The 17,173-nt window shown below is 67.9% G+C and carries 13 protein-coding genes and 1 other RNA gene; 7 read left to right on the forward strand and 7 right to left on the reverse strand.

What is annotated here, in order from left to right:
- Positions 1 to 395 precede the first annotated feature (395 nt).
- Positions 396 to 747: a transfer-messenger RNA gene (ssrA, locus tag FHR66_RS10265) on the forward strand.
- Between the two features lie 229 nt (positions 748 to 976).
- Positions 977 to 1,486, forward strand: coding sequence for an SHOCT domain-containing protein (locus FHR66_RS20920; protein ID WP_202394908.1), 510 nt, complete (start codon positions 977 to 979; stop codon positions 1,484 to 1,486).
- Positions 1,487 to 1,699: 213 nt separating this feature from the next.
- Here the strand turns inward: FHR66_RS20920 and FHR66_RS10275 are convergent, their stop codons facing one another.
- Genes FHR66_RS10275 through FHR66_RS10285 form a run of 3 tightly spaced genes read right to left on the reverse strand, consistent with a single transcriptional unit; the run spans position 1,700 to position 5,418 of the window.
- Positions 1,700 to 2,503, reverse strand: coding sequence for an SDR family NAD(P)-dependent oxidoreductase (locus FHR66_RS10275; protein ID WP_160969393.1), 804 nt, complete (start codon positions 2,501 to 2,503; stop codon positions 1,700 to 1,702).
- A 36-nt stretch (positions 2,504 to 2,539) separates the two neighbouring features.
- Positions 2,540 to 4,063, reverse strand: a complete 1,524-nt coding sequence (locus tag FHR66_RS10280) for a GMC family oxidoreductase (RefSeq protein ID WP_160969395.1) — start codon at positions 4,061 to 4,063, stop codon at positions 2,540 to 2,542.
- Positions 4,060 to 5,418 carry an alpha/beta hydrolase gene (locus tag FHR66_RS10285; RefSeq protein ID WP_160969397.1) on the reverse strand — a complete coding sequence of 453 codons (1,359 nt, stop codon included), beginning with the start codon at positions 5,416 to 5,418 and terminating at the stop codon, positions 4,060 to 4,062. The genes FHR66_RS10280 and FHR66_RS10285 overlap by 4 nt, the downstream gene beginning before the upstream one ends.
- A 219-nt stretch (positions 5,419 to 5,637) precedes the next feature.
- On the opposite strand from FHR66_RS10285, the gene FHR66_RS10290 reads away from it, so the two are divergent.
- From FHR66_RS10290 to FHR66_RS10305, 4 genes are all read left to right on the forward strand, one after another.
- Positions 5,638 to 7,491 carry a glycoside hydrolase family 15 protein gene (locus tag FHR66_RS10290; RefSeq protein WP_160969399.1) on the forward strand — a complete coding sequence of 618 codons (1,854 nt, stop codon included), beginning with the start codon at positions 5,638 to 5,640 and terminating at the stop codon, positions 7,489 to 7,491.
- Complete coding sequence (locus FHR66_RS10295) at positions 7,488 to 8,381, forward strand: SDR family oxidoreductase (protein ID WP_160969401.1); 894 nt, start codon at positions 7,488 to 7,490, stop codon at positions 8,379 to 8,381. Before FHR66_RS10290 ends, FHR66_RS10295 begins: the two co-directional genes overlap by 4 nt.
- A gap of 452 nt (positions 8,382 to 8,833) precedes the next feature.
- On the forward strand, positions 8,834 to 9,217 hold the full coding sequence (locus FHR66_RS10300) for a VOC family protein (RefSeq protein WP_160969475.1): 384 nt from the start codon (positions 8,834 to 8,836) through the stop codon (positions 9,215 to 9,217).
- Positions 9,218 to 9,759: 542 nt separating this feature from the next.
- The gene (locus FHR66_RS10305; protein WP_167087764.1) at positions 9,760 to 9,933 is read left to right on the forward strand and encodes a hypothetical protein; all 174 of its coding nucleotides are present in this window, start codon (positions 9,760 to 9,762) and stop codon (positions 9,931 to 9,933) included.
- A 318-nt stretch (positions 9,934 to 10,251) separates the two neighbouring features.
- On the opposite strand, the gene FHR66_RS10310 is transcribed toward FHR66_RS10305, so the two are convergent.
- Complete coding sequence (locus FHR66_RS10310; RefSeq protein ID WP_160969403.1) at positions 10,252 to 10,404, reverse strand: hypothetical protein; 153 nt, start codon at positions 10,402 to 10,404, stop codon at positions 10,252 to 10,254.
- A 29-nt stretch (positions 10,405 to 10,433) separates the two neighbouring features.
- On the opposite strand from FHR66_RS10310, the gene FHR66_RS10315 reads away from it, so the two are divergent.
- Positions 10,434 to 11,426, forward strand: a complete 993-nt coding sequence (locus FHR66_RS10315) for a GGDEF domain-containing protein (RefSeq protein WP_160969405.1) — start codon at positions 10,434 to 10,436, stop codon at positions 11,424 to 11,426.
- A 279-nt stretch (positions 11,427 to 11,705) separates the two neighbouring features.
- Here FHR66_RS10315 and FHR66_RS10320 read toward each other — a convergent pair whose 3' ends face one another.
- Genes FHR66_RS10320 through FHR66_RS10330 form a run of 3 tightly spaced genes read right to left on the reverse strand, consistent with a single transcriptional unit; the run spans position 11,706 to position 17,101 of the window.
- Entirely contained in the window at positions 11,706 to 13,166 is a 1,461-nt protein-coding gene (locus FHR66_RS10320) for an efflux transporter outer membrane subunit (RefSeq protein ID WP_167087765.1), read from the reverse strand.
- Positions 13,160 to 13,894: an SDR family oxidoreductase gene (locus FHR66_RS10325; protein WP_160969409.1), complete on the reverse strand. Its 735-nt coding sequence runs from the start codon at positions 13,892 to 13,894 to the stop codon at positions 13,160 to 13,162. The genes FHR66_RS10320 and FHR66_RS10325 overlap by 7 nt, the downstream gene beginning before the upstream one ends.
- Before the next feature lie 36 nt (positions 13,895 to 13,930).
- Positions 13,931 to 17,101: an efflux RND transporter permease subunit gene (locus FHR66_RS10330; protein WP_160969411.1), complete on the reverse strand. Its 3,171-nt coding sequence runs from the start codon at positions 17,099 to 17,101 to the stop codon at positions 13,931 to 13,933.
- Between the last annotated feature and the right edge of the window lie 72 nt (positions 17,102 to 17,173).

Consider the following 17,173-nt stretch of genomic DNA (forward strand, 5'->3'; position numbering starts at 1 on the left):
ACGTGGGACCTGCGCAGTGCATCGGCACGTGCCGATGCAGTTGCCTTCGTCGATGTGGCTGCCGGTGCCGGCGTCTTCGCCGCCTTGGCAGCACGGGCGCTGCCCGCTGTCGTCTTGCGCGGCGTTGCTGTCGGCTTGGCTGAGGATTTTGCCGATGCCTTGACCGGCGCCTTGCCGGGCGTGGACGCGGAGGACGTGACCGGTGCTTTCCGCGCGCGCCCGCTGCTGCGGCCACGCGGCTGTCTGCTTGCCATAGCGCTGCTCCATGCTGGGGGGACCGCGGCGCCGCAGGGCCAGCACCGCAATGAAGCCAGCTTAAGCGTGGCCTGTCTCAAGACTTGTGACTGGCCTCCCCGATCCCTACACTGTGCAGGTCAGCGTTTGACATTGTCCCCGGGGGTGCACTGGTTTCGACGGGGGTTGCAAAATCGCTTGGCGCATGCCGAGGGGGCAGCTTTCCTCGTAAATCCAGCCGCAAACTTATAGTTGCCAACGACGACAACTACGCACTGGCCGCTTAAGGCCTAGCCCCGAAATCGCTTGTGTCCGTGCTCGCGACGTAGGGTCATTATCACGGAATCGCCGGTGGTGGCTGCCTGTCAGCCATTGGCTAAATCAAGCAGGCTGGTCCCGGGATGCGCTTCGCACATCGTGCTGTTCCGGGGCGAGATCCAACGATGAGCTAAGCATGTAGTGCCGGGGATGGAGTGCCTTCGGACGGCGGTTCGATTCCGCCCACCTCCACCATCCAAACGTCCATGGACGTGCAAACAAAGCTGGAATCCCGATCGCATCGAGGTTTCCGGCTTTTTTTGTGCCTGATGCTGGCCGGCGACACGCGGGATGGACCCTGCGCAAAGCGCCGCGTTCGCCAACCTTCGCTCGGTCGGTCACGCGGTCGCATGCCATGATGAGCGGGGACGCCAACGGCCCAGCAGCGTTACCAGGTGCCGCGGCCACTCGCTGAGGAAGAACCATGAAACGCATTCTTTTCGTGTCCATGCTATGGATGGCACTGGCCGGCACCGCGCAGGCCGGTGAACCAGAGTTTGCGCAGGTGTCACCCGGCGTGTGGATGGTGACGGTCAAGAACCACGCCGGCATCTTCGCGAGCGCTGCGACGACCAAGCGCAAAGCGCTTCTCGCCGCTAACGCGTTCGCCTCCGCCAAGAACATGCAGGCGGTACCGGTGGCAATGGAAGCGGTGGACGCGAGCGGACCTGGCCAGTGGCCGTACGTCGAGTATCAGTTCCGTCTAGTTCCGCAAGTTTCCGATGAGACCGTCGGGTTGCAGCCGCGAGCCGACATGCAAATCGAGATAAATGCGAGCGCGAAATCGCCGGCCGCAACCGGCGACGCTCCGCACGCATTCGGCGCGCAGCTTGATCTATACACCGAACTGCTGAAGCTCGACGACCTACGGAAGAAAGGTCTGCTCACCGATGCCGAGTTCCAGGCGCAGAAAGCCAAGCTGTTGTCGCGCTAGCCGCGTCGAAAGCAGCACTCACGCAGTTGTTCTTCGTAAACGGCCCTGACGACCGTCACGTTGCCAGAGAACCAAACGCGCCGTACCCCATCACGCTTGCTGGCGTGGGAACCGACAGCATTTGGAGCAGCAGCCGAAAACACCTTTAGCGTCGACCATCGGCTCCTGCGCAACGCACAGGAGCATCGCCGCCGTCCCGATGTCAGTTCCGACTCAGCCCGCGATGGTCTGCACAGACCCCGAATCGACCCGGATGCCGGCACCATTGATGAAGCTGGCACGCTCGGAGCAGAGGAACGCGACCGCCGCCGCCACCTCTTCCGGCCGACCGCGCCGCTTGAGGACCATGCCGGGGCGTTCCTCGTCCAGGAACGAGGACACCGCTTCATCGAAGGTCACCCCCTTCTCCTTCGCGCGCTTGTGCATCATCGCGTCGGTCATCGGGGTATGGATGAACGCGGGCGACACCGTATTGACCAGCACGTTGTCGCCGCCGTAGGCCTTGGACAGGCCCTTGGCGAGGCTCAGGATCCCGGCTTTCGAAGCGCAATAGGCCAGCTCGTCCACGTAGGGCTGCACGGCATCCTCGGACGCGAACAGGACGATGCGCCCCCAGCCGTTTCGGCGCATCGCGGGAATCGCTTCGCGACACATCCGCACCGCGCCCATCAGGTTGATGTCCAGCGTTTCGAGCCACCCCGCATCGCTCACGTCCAGGAAGTCGCCGGTCGCGCCGGTGACGCCGGCCGCGTTGATGTAGATATCCGGGTCGCCCAACTGCGTCCGGACCTGCGCCCAGATGTTCGCCACGTCCTGCGCACGCGTCACATCGCCTGCCACGGCGATCACTTCGCCCAGGCTCGACAGTTCGGATAGGGCCTCATCGAGCGTGCCGTCGGCACGGTCGGTGATGGCCACACGGACGCCGGCCTGCAATAGCTGCCGCGCGGTTTCCTTGCCCATGCCCGAGTCGGCGCCGCTGATCAGGGCGATGCGCTGGTTGATTCCAAGGTCCATGTCGATTTCCTCGTTGGATAAAGGGGAAGCAAGCGCCTAGTGCGCGAGAAAGCGCTCCGCCGTGCGCAGGCCGAGCGCCATCTGCGTCAAGCCCGGATTGGCCGCCAGCGCACTGGGGAACACGGAGTTGTCGCAGACGTAGAGATTGCCGATGTCGAACGAACGGCCATCCGGATCGACCACGGCCTGCGCGGGATCGCGGCCCATCCGGCAGGTGCCGAGCGTGTGCGCCGAGCGTGCGGCGGCGAAGATGTCCTCGGCGCCGGCCGCCTCCCAGATCGCCTGCAGCGTGCGCCGAGCGTGGGCATCGATCGCCTGCTCGTTGGGACCGTAGCTGAAGTCGATGCGCGCCTTGCGCAGGCCGAAGGCGTCGCGCTCGTCGGCGAGCGTCAGGCGATTGGCGTCCTGCGGCAGGCATTCGCCATTGATGCCGATGCCGGCCAGGCGGTTGTAGCGCATCATGGTCCGCACCAGCGCGGCGCCCCAGCGTCCGGCGCCGCGCGCCAGCGTGTTGGCGAGCGTCACCGGCTGCACGCCCAGGCTCTGGATCAGATAGCCCCCGGCAAACCCGGCGTGCGCGGGGCGCAGCATGTCCTCGCTCATCAGCGACGACGGGTAGCCGCGGTTCATGCGCATGTCCATGTCGAACGTGCCCCAGACCTGGGTGGCGACATGCGCGATGAAATTGCGCCCGACCTGGCCGCTGGAGTTGGCCAGCCCCAGGTTCAGCAGCAAGCGCGGGGTTTCCACGCCGCCTGCGCACAGGAACAAGGCCGCGCAACGTTGGCGCAGCTCGCGCTCGCCTTGTCGGTAGACCACGCCGGTGACCGCACCACGACCATCGCGCTCGATGCCGATGACGCGGCACTCGGTGCGCAGGTCGGCACCGCGCGCCCGCGCCAGCGGCAACCAGGTCGTGTCCACGCTGACCTTGGCGCCGTTGCTGCAGCCCTGATGACACGCACCGCAATTGTTGCAGGCGACCCGCGTGCCCCAGTGCGGCTGTTCGTGCGTGCGGGTGACCAGCGCCGCCGGTGCATCGGCGGCAGTGATGCCGAGGGCACGGCAGCCACGCTCCATCGCTTCGGCAGGCGCGTTGCGCTGGGCGGGCGGAAAGGCATAGCAACGCGCGCCATCCCATGGATAGACGGCCGGCCCGGACACGCCGATGACGCGTTCGACGCGCTCGATGTAGGACTGCAGTTCTTGGTGCGGGATCGGCCAGTCTTCGCCCTGGCCGGTCTGCGTCCGCAGTTGCAGATCGCGCGGGTCCGGGCGCGGACAGAACGCGCCCCAGTGCAACGTGGATCCACCGAGCCCCGTACCGGAATTGTTCGGGCCGAACGCTGTCGGCGTCCGCCCGCCGCTGAGGCGCTCTTCCATCCAGTAGATATCCGTCGCCAGCTCGTCCGCGCGGTGCGCGTCGGGACCAAATGCGGCGCCGGCCTCCAGCACCGCCACCGAGACGCCGGCCTGGGCCAATCGCGCGGCAAGCGGACCGCCGCCGGCGCCGCTGCCGACCACCACGGCATCCACCGCGGCAGGCGATGCGCCGCTCATGGTTGCGCCTTGGGCCGCAGCTGCCAGGCCTCGCGCCGGTCGGCGGCCGTCTCCTGATAGCCGGGGCTGCCCGCGCCCAATCCGCCCACGGCGAAGCCGTCGTAGCCCAACGCCGCCATGGTGACCGGAAGGCTGGTCCAGATCCGCACCGTCTCGGCGCGCACGTCTTCGAACCAGGAGGCAAGCTGCGCCGCGCTCCATCCGCAATCGGCACAATCGCCCGCGTCGCGCAGGGCGATGGCGTGCAGCCAGCGATCCTGCTCCTGTGCGTGCAGGGAGGCGAACCCGCCCGACAGCGCGTCCAGCGCGTCGAGCCCCAGCGGCCAGGCGAAACGATCGGGCGGCAGATCGGCGAACCGCCATCCGTCTCCCACCGCATTCGCGAGATCGACGTCGATGCGGCGCGCGATGTCCTTGGCGTCGCCCGCACCGTCGAGGACGCGCTCGACCAGCGCGGCCAGCGTGGTCGACTGCCGCTCGCTCAACACTCCTGCTTCCGCGCTGGATGGCCCGGCGTGGCGATGCAGCAGCGTCTTCCTGATCTGTGGCGCGACACGCTCCGCGTTGAGCAACGCCACGAAGTCGTCGGGCAGACGGCGTGCCACGGTGCCGTCGACATGCGCGGCGATCAAGGCCGCAAGCGCCTGCGGTCGCTCGTAGGGAATCAAGTGCGCCGCCTGCGCCACCACCGTGAGGCGGGCGTCGCGATAATGCGGCAGGTTCCAGCGCCGCTGCGCCGCCTCGTCGAGATCGCCATCCTCGCTGCCCGCCACGACCAGGGCGGACACCGCGATGCAGCCGGCTTGCGCGGCGCAATCCTCGCGACTGCCATGCGTGAGCCAGGCGTTCCATGCGCGAGCGCTGCTACGCAGGACGTCGTCGACGGCACCGTCGCGCGGCGGTGTCGGCAATGGCGCCGCGCAATTGTCGTCGATGAACTGCTCGGCCTGTTGCCGTGTGGGGCCAGCGGCGTCGAACCAGGACAACATGGTCTGTCGCCGGGATTCGTCCATCGGCTCGGGCGCGGGCGGCGATGCGGCCACCAGGACGACCCCGGCCAGGCCCGCGAGGCCTGCCATGCCGTCGCGTGCGCGTGCAGCGGCCAGGGTGGCGATCTTCCCGCCCATGCTGTGGCCCACGACATACCAGCAGTGGGGCGCATCCCGCGCAACCTCGCCTGCGAACCAATCGACCAGCGCCTCCACATCGGAGCGTTGCAACGCCGGCGCATTGCCGAAGCCGGGAATGTCCAATGCGATGCAGTCGAAGCGCGTTTGCAGAATCTCGATCACCGAAGACCACTCACGACCGCTCGAGCCGAGGGCGTGCAGGAAGTACAGGACCGGCTTACCCATGGCGCACCTCGATGACGGTCACGCACGATGGACCAGCACTCGTCCACGCCACGTGCAGGCCAGCAAGCGCATGCCGTCTTCACCGCGTGTCGGCACACAGGCCTCTACCGTCGGGCTGCCCTCCCCTTCGCGCCTTCTCCATGTTCCATCGACACGTCAGCCTGGAATCGACGACGCGCCAGCGCTGCCACTGCGCGTGTTGGCGCAGGGACTGAGCGCGTGCCCACCACAGCCCGGCGACGCCGCGCGACCGACAGCGTCGACCGCACCGATGGCGTGTTGCCCATCGAGCAGTACGGCGCGCTTGGAGAAGGACGTTCGGTCGCGCTGACCGGCGCGGACGGCTCCATCGATTGGTGGTGTGCCCCCAACATGGACAGTGCGCCACTGTTCGACCGGCTGGTGGACGCCAAGGAAGGCGGCTACTTCGTCCTCGCCCCGGACCAGCCGTTCAGCACCGAGCGACACTATCGGCAAGACAGCAATGTCCTGGTCACCACGTTCACCACCGCATCCGGACAGGCCACGCTGACCGAGTCGCTCAACAGCGGGCATGCGGGGCGCCTGCCGTGGTGCGAGCTTGCACGGCGGATCGAGTGTCAGCGCGGGAAAATGCGCTTCCGCCTGGAGTTGAAGTTCAGCTTGCGGGCGCAGAACGCCAGCCCCTACTGCGCGGCGATCGGCCCGCACACGGTGTTCCATGTCGACCGCCTGCTCGGCGTCATGATCCATGACGACAGGCTGAGGTGCGCGTGGTCGGACCACGGCGCGCGCGGCGACATCACCGTGGCGAAGGGGCAACGCGCGACGATCGCCCTGGTCGTCGGCGAAGACGAGCCGCTGGTCGCTCCCACCATCGAGGAAATCGACAGCCGCATCGATCTGACCGACAAGGAATGGCGAGCGTGGGCGAAGAACGTGACGTTCCCCCGCGACGGCCGGGACTTTTTCGTGCGCAGCGCGCTTGCGCTCAAGTTGCTGCTGTACTCGCCCTCGGGTGCCATCGCCGCGGCCGCGACGACGTCGCTGCCGGAACGGATCGGCGGCGACAAGAACTTCGACTATCGCTACGCCTGGGTTCGCGATGCCGGCTACACCATCCAGGCGTTTCTGGCCGCGGGCCTGGAAGCGGAATCGAAGGCGGCGTTCACCTGGCTGATCCGGCAACTGCGACAGCACGGCCCGAAAGTCGTGTTCACCCTGGACGGCGGCTTGGTTCCCGACGTCACCGAACTGGAGGCCGCCGGCTACCGCAACACGGTGCCGGTGGTGAAGGGCAATCTCGCCGGCGGGCAACACCAGCACGGCATCTACGGCGACATCTTCGAGACCGCCTATTGCTTCGTGAGTCGCGGCAACATCTTGGACGCGTCCAGCGCCGAACTGCTGTCGCGCCTTGCCGACCAATGCGCCGATCACTGGCGCAAGGCCGACTCGGGGATCTGGGAATTGCCCGAGTTGCAGCACTACACCATGTCCAAGGTGAGTTGCTGGCAGGCGCTGGCCAGAGCCGTGGAATTGGCCGACCAGGGCCAACTGCCGACCACGTGTCGCGATCGCTGGGAACGGGAGCGCGACAGGATCAAGACCTGGATCGAAGTCCACTGCTGGTCGGACGCGCAGCAGGCGTTCGTGATGTATCCGGGCAGCGACAAGCTGGATGCGTCGGTGGCGTTGGCCGCGCGCTTCCGTTTCGACGGCAAGGATCGCTTGTTGGCCACGCTCGACGCGATCGACCGCACGCTGGGGGCCGGCGCGTTCCATTACCGCTACTCCGGCATGCCGCAGGAAGAAGGTTGCTTCGTCGCCTGCTCCTACTGGATCGCCGAAGCCTATGCCCGCCTGGGACAGAAAGCCAAGGCCAGGAAACGGCTGGCCCAACTCAATGCCGCGCTCGATCGCTGCAACGGCCTGTTGAGCGAGATGGTCGATCCGCACAGTGGCGCTTTCCTGGGGAACTTTCCGCAAGGACTGAGCCATCTCGCCCAGATCATGGCGATGTCGACCATCGAGAACACGACAACCAACCCGGTAAAACTCCGTCCACACGCCAAGAAGAGGAAGACAAGATGAACGATCGACTGAAGATGCAGGACCCGCGCGAACAATATCCCAAGCCGCCGTTTCCGCGGCAGCCGCAGCCGGTTCCGGGGAAGGCCTCGGACATGGACCCGGTTCCCGACCACGGCGAGACGAGCTATCGCGGCGCGGGCAAGCTGACCGGCCGCCGCGCCCTGGTCACCGGCGGCGACAGCGGCATCGGCCGCGCCGCGGCCATCGCGTTCGCGCGCGAAGGCGCCGATGTGGCGATCTCATTCCTGGACGAGGAAGCGTCGGACGCACAGGAGGTGATCGCCCTCATCGAGGCCGAAGGACGCAAGGCGATCAGTCTGCCCGGCGACATCACCGATCGGCAATGGTGCGCGGAGCTCGTCGAGAAAGCCGTGGCCGGCCTGGGCGGCCTGGACATCCTGGTGATCAACGCGGGCCGGCAGCAGTATCGGGAAGAGATTGGGGACGTCAGCGACGAGGATTTCGACAAGACGCTGAAGACCAATCTCTACGCGATGCACTGGATCTGCCGCGCCGCGGTCCCCCACCTCCCGCCGGGCGCCGCGGTGATCACCACCGCCTCCATCCAGGCCTACGATCCCTCGGCGATCCTGCTCGACTACGCGACCACCAAGGCCGGCATCGTCGCCTACACCAAGGCGCTGGCGGCGCAGTTGAGCGACAAGGGCGTGAGGGCGAACGTGGTGGCCCCGGGCCCGTTCTGGACCGCGCTGCAGTCCTCCGGCGGTCAACCGATGGACGCGGTCACCCAGTTCGGTTCGAAGACGCACTTCAAGCGTCCGGGCCAGCCGGTGGAAATCGCGCCGCTGTACGTGCTGCTTGCCAGCCAGGAAGGCAGCTACCTGACCGGCGAAGTGTTCGGCGCGACGGGTGGCGCAGGCGTTGCCTGACGCGTAGCGGGATCGATAAACGATCCAGGCAGGTGCGCGCTTGGGCGCGCACCTGCCTGCACGGCCATCGCTTCATGTCTCATTTGTGTCGCTGCGGGCGGGCGACGTCAACGGTGCGTGTGCCTCTGCAATGCTCCACGCAACGACGCTGCATGTCGACGTGTCGACGTGTTGACGGACTTCATGCTGCTGCGCTCCCTGCACTCCGCAGCGAGCGCCCCCTGGGCATGCGACACAATCGGCAATACTGCCGGGCGAAGCTCATAATCGGTGTCCAGACGCTTGGGAAAAATCGTCCATGCATCTGGACAGCTGCCGTCCATTCCAACCGCCGCCTGCCGAACGGCGCCGGGCGGACCGGCCAGCAGCGAGCCCGTTGCTCGCCGGTGCGCTGCGTGCCATCGCGTCCCGCCGGCGTGCCGACAGTCGCCATTCTTCTTGCAGGTAGCCGGATGCTCCATCATGTTTCGTTTGGCGTTCGCGATCTTGCCGTGGCAGGCGCTTTCTACGATGCCGCGCTGCGGCCGTTGGGCTACGTCCGCGTGTTCGAAGACCAGACCGCGATCGGGTATGGCATCACCGAGGGCGCCGACGATCTGTTCTGCCTGAAACTGCACGAAGCCGCCACGGCGCCAGGGCCCGGCTTCCATCTGGCGTTCGCGGCGGCAACGCAGTTGCAGGTGGACGCATTCCACCGCGCCGCACTGCAGGCCGGCGGTCGCGACAATGGCGCGCCCGGCCTGCGCCCCGACTATGGGGACGCCTACTACGCCGCGTTCGTCGTCGACCCGGATGGGCACCGCATCGAGGCCGTCCTCAATCCACTGGCGACCTAGATCCGCAGCGTAGTGAATTCGGGCCGACCACCCCGCGCAGATCGGCTCGCAGACGGTTGGCTCCGAGGTACTGTCGCAAAAGTCAGCGACAACGGGTCAGCGGCAGCGGGCTTGGCCGGTGCCGCCGCGGGCAGCCGATCTGCGATGACAATGTAGCGGCGTGCATGGCGGCAACGTGTCGTGCACTGCCACAGCACTACACGGACAAGCGCACGCACCGGCAAGTGGATACCTGCCGGTGCGCGAGAATGTGGTCCAGCCGCGGATGCCTGCATCCTTGAAGCAGCCCCAGGCATCGCCCCGGCCGCACAGCTGGTATGCGCATCATGCGTGGACGACCGTTACGCCGGCGTCCTCGACGCGTTGCGAAATGATGTCGGCGGCGTCGTGGCCGTGCGATGAGGCGGTGCTTGTCTAGCTTGCCGTTGCCATGATCGCGTGACACGGACGTTGGGCGATCTGGACATCGCGGTGAGGCGCCGACATACCCGTCACCGTCGGTCTGTACGGTGGGGATATCCTCCACGACTCGGACCTCCGCCATGCCATTGACCCAGGAACAACTGCGCATCCTGCAGGACATCCACGCCACCAAGCCGGTCAGCGAAGCAGACGCCACTTGGGCGGTGCGCGAGAACTATGCGGCTCAGGGCGAGGACGGCGATCTGGCGCTGAGCCAGAAGGGGCTGAAGGTCATCGACGGCAGCGAAGCGTAGCCGTACCTCTGGCCGGCGCATCTGCTCCTCCCATCACGCCGGTGACGTTAGCGGTGCAGACATAGCCCGTCAGGTCTGTGCTGCGCGCAGTGCCGTCCCGCGCGGCCACCGTGCGGCTTGGGCTTGTTTGGCTGGCGCTCTGCTTCACCCGTCCCCTCATCCGGCGCTGGACCCCACTTTCTCCCCCCGGAGAAGGATCAGGCGCGAGCGTCCGCGTATCGGCTCTGCCCGACTCGCCGCCAGACAACCTCCGGCGCGTGGCGCAGGGAGGAAGATGCGACTCCGATCCCTGCGCCAATGCGACGGCGTCGTGGCGCCCTACGTGCCGGCAATCCCGGTGCGCTCGGTCAGCTTCGGGATATCGACCACAAAAGAGTTCCAGGCATGGAAATTGCAGATGACACTGGAACGCCTCTTCGCCATCCTGCCGTCGCCATGTTCGTCGCCCGCCCTCGCCAGCCCGCCCGCCATGACCGTGTGCCGTTCCGGAGTTCTTGTCCGTGAGCGCGGGCTTGACCCTGCGCCGGCATTTCCGGCTCGGCATCATCAAGGCGCTCGGCCCGTCCACGGCAGGGGTGCTGCTGCTGTTCGCCATCTACCAGATGGCGATCGGTGCGCCGTGGACCGCACTGGCCGGCGCGGCGCTGGCCGGCCTGGCCACGCTGGCGACCTGGCTGGCGCTGCACCGCGGCGACGGCCGCATGGATCCCTTGCTGTCGCTGAGCTGGCTGCTCGGCAGCGCCCTGGCCTGCCATGCACTGCGCCATGCCGCGGTGCCGTGGCTGTACCTGGTGATGATGAGCAACTTCTTCGTGGTGACGCGCCATGTCGCGTTGGCCTGCAACGCCACCCTGATCGCGGTGCTGCTGGTGGTCACGCCGAGCACGCTGGGCGCCGAGCATTTCTTCTCGCTGCTGGCGGTGTCTTTGCTGATCACCGGGCTGGGCTACATGCTGGCGTTGCGGGTGGAAGGCGATCGCGTGCAACTGGAGCAACTGGCGTCGCACGACTCGCTCACCGGCCTGCCGAACCGGCGCATGCTCGAGCGCAGCCTGTCGCAACGGGTAGCCGATCCGCGCCGGGCGACCCGCCGGCATGGGCTGATCGTGCTCGACATCGATCACTTCAAGGAGGTCAACGACCTCTATGGCCATGCCGAGGGCGATCGGGTGCTGACGGAGCTGGCCGCGCTGCTGCGCGCGCAGGTGCGCGCGCCGGACGAGGTGTTCCGGTTCGGCGGCGAGGAGTTCGTGGTGGTGGCGCGGCTGCAGTCCGCGACCGAGCTGTCCGCCTTCGCAAGGCGTCTGCACGATGCCGCGCGCACGGCGCTGCGCGGTCCCAACGGCACGATCACCGTCTCGCTGGGCGCGGCGATGCTGTGCGACGAGGTGCAGTGGCACGACTGGTTTTCGCGCGCCGACACCGCGCTGTACCAGGCCAAGAACAGCGGACGCGACCGCTACGTGATCGCCGAGGACGTGGCGCAGGACTGAGCGGCCGGCAGCCGCCGGCAGACGCGACGCGATCCGCCGCGTCGCCCGACTGGCCTTCGGTTCGGCAGCCGTCACCAGGGCGGCTCTGAATAAGGCAAGAAGCATCCTGTGGGAGCCGCTCAGCCGCGACGAGTTTCCTCGGCAACGCCCGTCGCGGCTGACGCCGCAGCCCTGCATGCGGCTTGATGGTGGCGAACGCGGGTAACCAAGGCTGCCCCGCCAGGCGACGGGCGCGGCGGTACGGGCGGTCGGCCCGCACCGCGGCTTGCGGCGCCCCGCTCAGCGCGACCGCACCGCAGATGCCGCCACGGCCGTGGTTGCGACATCCTTGCTGCCCGCGTCCGTGCCCGCATCCTGGCCCCAGCCGCCGAGCGCCTTGTACACCCGCACCACGCCGATGTTCACCGCCGCTTCGGCGTCGGCCAGGGTGGCCTCGGCGGTCAATTGCGTGCGCTGCGCATCGAGCAGGGTCAGGAAATCCTCCGAGCCTTCGCGGTAACGGATCTGCGCCAGCGCCGCTGCACGCTGCGCCGCCTGCGTCTGTTCGGCCACGATCGCCAGCCGCGCCTGCTCATGCGCATAGGCGGTCAAGGCGTTCTCGGTGTCTTCCAGCGCACCGAGCACGGCCTTCTCGTAGTCGGCGGCGGCGCCATCGGCCTGCGCCTCGCTCGCGCGCAGGCGTGCCCGCACGCTGCCTAAGTCGAACGCCGCCCACTGGATCGACGGGGTCAACGACCAGGCCTTGCTGCGGCCGTGCAACAAGGCGCCGGCGTCGCCGGACAGGAAGCCGACGAAGCCGGACAGGCTGATCCGCGGGAACAGGTCGGCGGTGGCCACGCCGACCCGCGCGGTCGCCGCCGCCAGGTTGCGTTCGGCGATACGCACATCGGGACGTCGGCGCAGCAACTGCGTGGTGTCGCCCAACGGCAAGGCCCGCGCATAGGCCGGGGTCGACTGCGGCGCCAGCAGTGCGTCGAGCGTGCCCGGCGGCTTGCCCAGCAGCACCGCCAGCCGGTGCCGGGCCTGCGCGGCGTCGACTTCCAGCAGCGGGATATCGGCCTCGATCGCCTTCAGCCGCGCGCGGCTGCTCTGCACGTCCAGTTCGCTGCCCGCGCCCAGCCGCCAACGGGTCTCGGTCAGGCGCTGGGTGTCACGCAGGTTGTCCAGCGTGGTGCGCGCCAGTGCGATGCGCTTCTGCGCACCACGCAGGGCGAAGTAGTTGCGTGCCACCTCCGCGGCCACGGTGACCTGGGCATCGGCCAGGCCGGCCTGTTCGGCCTCCAGATTCGCGCGTGCGGCCTCGCTGGCACGGCGCTGGCGCCCGAACAGGTCCAGCTCCCAGCCGGCATCGAAGCCGAGCCGGTAGCTCTCGGTCAGCACGCGCGCGCCGCCGGCGTCCGCGTCCGGCGCCTTGCCGCGGGTGTAGTCGCCGCCGGCGGTGACGTGCGGCGCCTGGTCCAGGCGCTGCTCGGCGAAGACCGCGCGCGCCTCGTGCACGCGCGCCAGGGCGATGCGCAGGTCCAGGTTGGCGACCAGGCCGCCGTGCACCAGTTGTTCCAGCACCGGATCGTCGAACTGCGCCCACCAGGACGCAACCGGCGAGTCGGTCGCGAACACCGGCGACGCCGCGCCCTGCAGCGTCACCGGCGGCTGCGCCGGTGCGCGGTAATTGGGGCCGACGCTGGCGCAGGCGCTGAGCAGCGCCAGCGCCAGCGCGCCCAAGACGGGACGGATCACCATGGCAGCACCTGGCCGACATGGGTGTAGCTGCCGGTGGGGCCGTCGGCGTCGAGCAGCGCCATCATCACGCTGCTGCGCGCGCCGTCGGCCACTTCCAGTTCGCCCTCGCCCGAGTTCATGTCGGTCTTCACGTAGCCGGGATGGATGGTGTTGACCTTGATCGGGGTCTCGCGCAGTTCGTAGGCCAACTGGATGGTCCAGGCATTCACGGCGCTCTTGGAGACGTTGTAGGCCGGCACCTTGAAGTCGTAGATCGGCGAGCCCGGCTGGCTGTGCAGCGCGAGCGAGCCGAGCACGCTGGAAACGTTGACGATGCGCGCGGCCGGCGCTTCGCGCAGCAGCGGCAGGAACGCCTGGGTGACCGCGATCAGGCCGAACAGGTTGGTGTCGAAGGTCTCGCGCCAGGTCTCCAGGCTCTGCTGCGACACGCTCAGGCGCAGGTCGTCGCGCAGGATGCCGGCGTTGTTGACCAGGATGTCCAGCCGCCCATAGCGGGCGCGCACCGTCTCCACCGCGGCGGCGATGCTGGCGGCGTCGGTGACGTCCAGGGTCAGCGGCTCGACCGGCAGACCCTCGCCCTGCAGTTCCAGGGCCGCGGCGCTGGCGCGGGTGGCGTCGCGCCCGGCCAGCAGGGTGTGCACGCCGGCTTCGGCCAGTTGCCGCACGGTGTGCAGGCCGATGCCGCGGGTGGCGCCGGTGACCAGGGCGATCTTGTGTGCTGCGTTCATTGCGAAACTCCTGAGTAGGGTAAGGAAAGGTAGGAATCAGCCGTGCGCGGGCGCGTCGGCGTGGGCCGGCGCATGCGAGACCAGCGGCCGCCCGGCCAGCTTGCGCAGGGCGACATAGAACACGGGGGTGAGGAACAGACCGAACAGGGTCACGCCCAGCATGCCGGCGAACACGGTGATGCCGGTGGCAGAGCGCACTTCCGCGCCCGCACCATGGGAGAACACCAGCGGCACCGTGCCGGCGATGAAGGCGATGGAGGTCATCACGATCGGACGCAGGCGCAGGCGGCAGGCCTGCAGCGCCGACTCGACGATGCCCTTGCCCTGCAGTTCCAGTTCGCGGGCGAACTCGACGATCAGGATCGCGTTCTTGCACGCCAGGCCCATCAGCACCACCAGACCGACCTGCACGAACACGTTGTTGTCGCCGCCGCTCAACCACACACCGAACAGCGCCGACAGCAGCGTCATCGGCACGATCAGGATCACCGCCAGCGGCAGCGTCCAGCTCTCGTACAGCGCGGCCAGCACCAGGAACGCCAGCAGCACTGCCAGTGGAAACACCACCAGCGCCGCATTGCCCTGGGTGGCCTGCTGGTAGCTCAGGTCGGTCCACTCGATCTCCATGCCGTTGGGCAGCACCTGCTTGGCGATCTGGGTGATCTTGGCCATCGCCTCGGCCGAGGACAGCGATCGCGCATCCGCTTCGCCGGCCAGATCGGCGGCCGGATAGCCGTTGTAGCGCAGCACCGGATCCGGGCCGTAGGTCTGCTTGATCGTCACCATCGAGCCGATCGGCACCATCTCGCCCTGGGCATTGCGGGTGCGCAGCCGGGCGATGTCCTCCACGCTCTCGCGGAACGGCGCATCGGCCTGCGCGATCACCTGCCAGGTGCGGCCGAACTGGTTGAAGTCGTTGACGTAGGTCGAGCCCAGGTAGGTCTGCAAGGTGTCGAACAGATCGGTCAGGGCCACGCCCTGGGCCTTGGCCTTGACCCGGTCGACCTCGGCGTCGAGCTGCGGCACGTTGGCCTGGTAGGTGCCGATCGGGAAGCTCATGCCCGGGGTCTGCGCCACCGCGCCCTGCATGGCGCTGACCGCGTTCTGCAGCGCGCCGTAGCCGAGGTTGGCGCGGTCCTCGATGAACAGCTGGTAGCCGTTGCCGTTGCCCAGACCGAGGATCGGCGGCGGCATGAAGGCGAACGACATGCCCTCGCCCAGCTGCGAGATGCGCTGGTTGATCTCGGCATTGATCTCCAGCGCGCTGCGGTGGCGCTCGGCGAACGGCTTCAGCGGCAGGAACACCACGCCGGTGTTGGGCGTGTTGGTGAACTGCAGCGCGTTGAGGCCGGGGAACGAGATCGCATGGGCCACGCCGTCGGTCTGCATGGCGATGGTGGCGACCTTGCGCAGCATCGCGTCGGTGCGCTCGATCGAGGCGCCTTCCGGCAGCTTCACGCCGGCGATCAGGTACATCTTGTCCTGGGTCGGGATGAAGCCACCCGGCACCGCCTTGAACATCAGCCCGGTGACCAGCAGCAGCGCCACGTACACCGCGAACACCGCGCCGCGGCGGCCGAGGATGCGCGACACCGCGCCCTGGTAGCGGTCGGAGCTGCGGTTGAAGAAACGGTTGAAGGGGCGGAACAGCCAGCCGCCGAACAGCCGCTCCATGCCGCGCGACAGGCGGTCCTTGGGCGCGTCATGGGCTTGCAGCAGGCGCGCGGCCAGCGCCGGCGACAGGGTCAGCGAGTTGATCGCCGAGATCACCGTCGAAATGGCGATGGTCACCGCGAACTGCTTGTAGAACTGCCCGGTCACCCCGGACAGGAACGCCATCGGCACGAACACCGCGCACAGCACCAGCGCGATCGCGATGATCGGCCCGGACACCTCGCGCATCGCCTGGTGCGCCGCCGCCAACGGGGTCAGCCCCTCCTCGATGTTGCGCTCCACGTTCTCCACCACCACGATCGCATCGTCGACGACGATGCCGATCGCCAGCACCAGCCCGAACAGGGTCAGCGTGTTGATCGAGAAGCCCAGCAGGTACAGCGCGGCAAAGGTGCCGACCACCGACACCGGCACCGCGATCAGCGGAATGATCGAGGCGCGCCAGGTCTGCAGGAACAGGATCACCACCAGCACCACCAGCAGCACCGCCTCCAGCAGGGTGTGCACCACCGCGCTGATCGAGTCGCGCACGAAGATGGTGGTGTCGTACACCGCTTCGTACTTCACGTCGTCGGGGAACTGCTTGGTCAGTTCGTCCATCTTGGCGATGACCTGGTCGCGGATCTGCAGCGCATTGGCGCCCGGCGCCTGGAAGATGCCGATGCCGACCGCGTTCTTGCCGTCCAGCTGCGCGCGCAAGGTGTAGTCGCCGGCGCCCAGCTGCAGGCGCGCGACGTCGGACAGGCGCACGGTCTGGCCGTCCGCGCCGACCTTGAGCACGATGTCGCCGAACTCCTGTTCGGTGCGCAGGCGGCCCTGGGCATTGATCAGGGTCAGGAACTTGCTCTCCGGCATCGGCTCGGCGCCGAGCTGGCCGGCGGAAACCTGCACGTTCTGCTCGCGCATCGCCGCGACCACGTCGCTGGCGGTGAGCCCGCGCGCGGCCACCCGCTCCGGGTCCAGCCAGGCGCGCATCGCATAGTCGCCACCGCCGAACACCTGCGCATCGCCCACGCCCTGGATCCGCGCCAGCGCATCCTTGACGTGCAGGCGTGCGTAGTTGCGCAGGTACAGCGTGTCGTACTTGCCCTTGGGCGAGGTCAGGTGCACCACCATCAGGAAGGTGGGCGACTGCTTCTGCGTGGTCACCCCCTGCCGGCGCACGTCCTCGGGCAGGCGCGCCTGCGCCTGCGCCACGCGGTTCTGCACCTTGACCGCGGCATCGTCCGGATCGGTGCCCGGGCGGAAGGTCACGGTCATCTGCAGCACGCCGTCGGAGCCGGCGACCGACTTGATGTACATCATGTTCTCCACGCCGTTGATCGCTTCCTCCAGCGGCGTGGCGACGGTCTCGGCGATGACCTTGGGGTTGGCGCCCGGATACACCGTGCGTACCACCACCGAGGGCGGCACCACGTCCGGGTATTCGCCGATGGGCAGCAGCGGGATGGCGATCAGGCCCGCGGCGAAGATGACGATCGACAGCACGGCGGCGAAGATCGGCCGGTCGATGAAGAATCTGGAAAAGTCCATGGGTGGTGGTCCTGGAAACGGGTGAAACGGGGGACCGGGCGCGGACGCAGGCATGCCGGTGGCGGTGCCGGG

It is taken from the genome of Xanthomonas sp. F4 (assembly GCF_011761895.1).

Coding starts and splice junctions, on each gene's coding strand:
- FHR66_RS10275 (WP_160969393.1), bottom strand. CDS start 2,503: ATGGACCTTGGAATCAACCAGCGCATCGCCCTGATCAGCGGCGCCGAC.
- FHR66_RS10320 (WP_167087765.1), bottom strand. CDS start 13,166: ATGGTGATCCGTCCCGTCTTGGGCGCGCTGGCGCTGGCGCTGCTCAGC.
- FHR66_RS10310 (WP_160969403.1), bottom strand. CDS start 10,404: ATGGCGGGCGGGCTGGCGAGGGCGGGCGACGAACATGGCGACGGCAGG.
- FHR66_RS10285 (WP_160969397.1), bottom strand. CDS start 5,418: ATGGGTAAGCCGGTCCTGTACTTCCTGCACGCCCTCGGCTCGAGCGGT.
- FHR66_RS10300 (WP_160969475.1), top strand. CDS start 8,834: ATGCTCCATCATGTTTCGTTTGGCGTTCGCGATCTTGCCGTGGCAGGC.
- FHR66_RS10305 (WP_167087764.1), top strand. CDS start 9,760: ATGCCATTGACCCAGGAACAACTGCGCATCCTGCAGGACATCCACGCC.
- FHR66_RS10330 (WP_160969411.1), bottom strand. CDS start 17,101: ATGGACTTTTCCAGATTCTTCATCGACCGGCCGATCTTCGCCGCCGTG.
- FHR66_RS20920 (WP_202394908.1), top strand. CDS start 977: ATGAAACGCATTCTTTTCGTGTCCATGCTATGGATGGCACTGGCCGGC.
- FHR66_RS10325 (WP_160969409.1), bottom strand. CDS start 13,894: ATGAACGCAGCACACAAGATCGCCCTGGTCACCGGCGCCACCCGCGGC.
- FHR66_RS10280 (WP_160969395.1), bottom strand. CDS start 4,063: ATGAGCGGCGCATCGCCTGCCGCGGTGGATGCCGTGGTGGTCGGCAGC.
- FHR66_RS10295 (WP_160969401.1), top strand. CDS start 7,488: ATGAACGATCGACTGAAGATGCAGGACCCGCGCGAACAATATCCCAAG.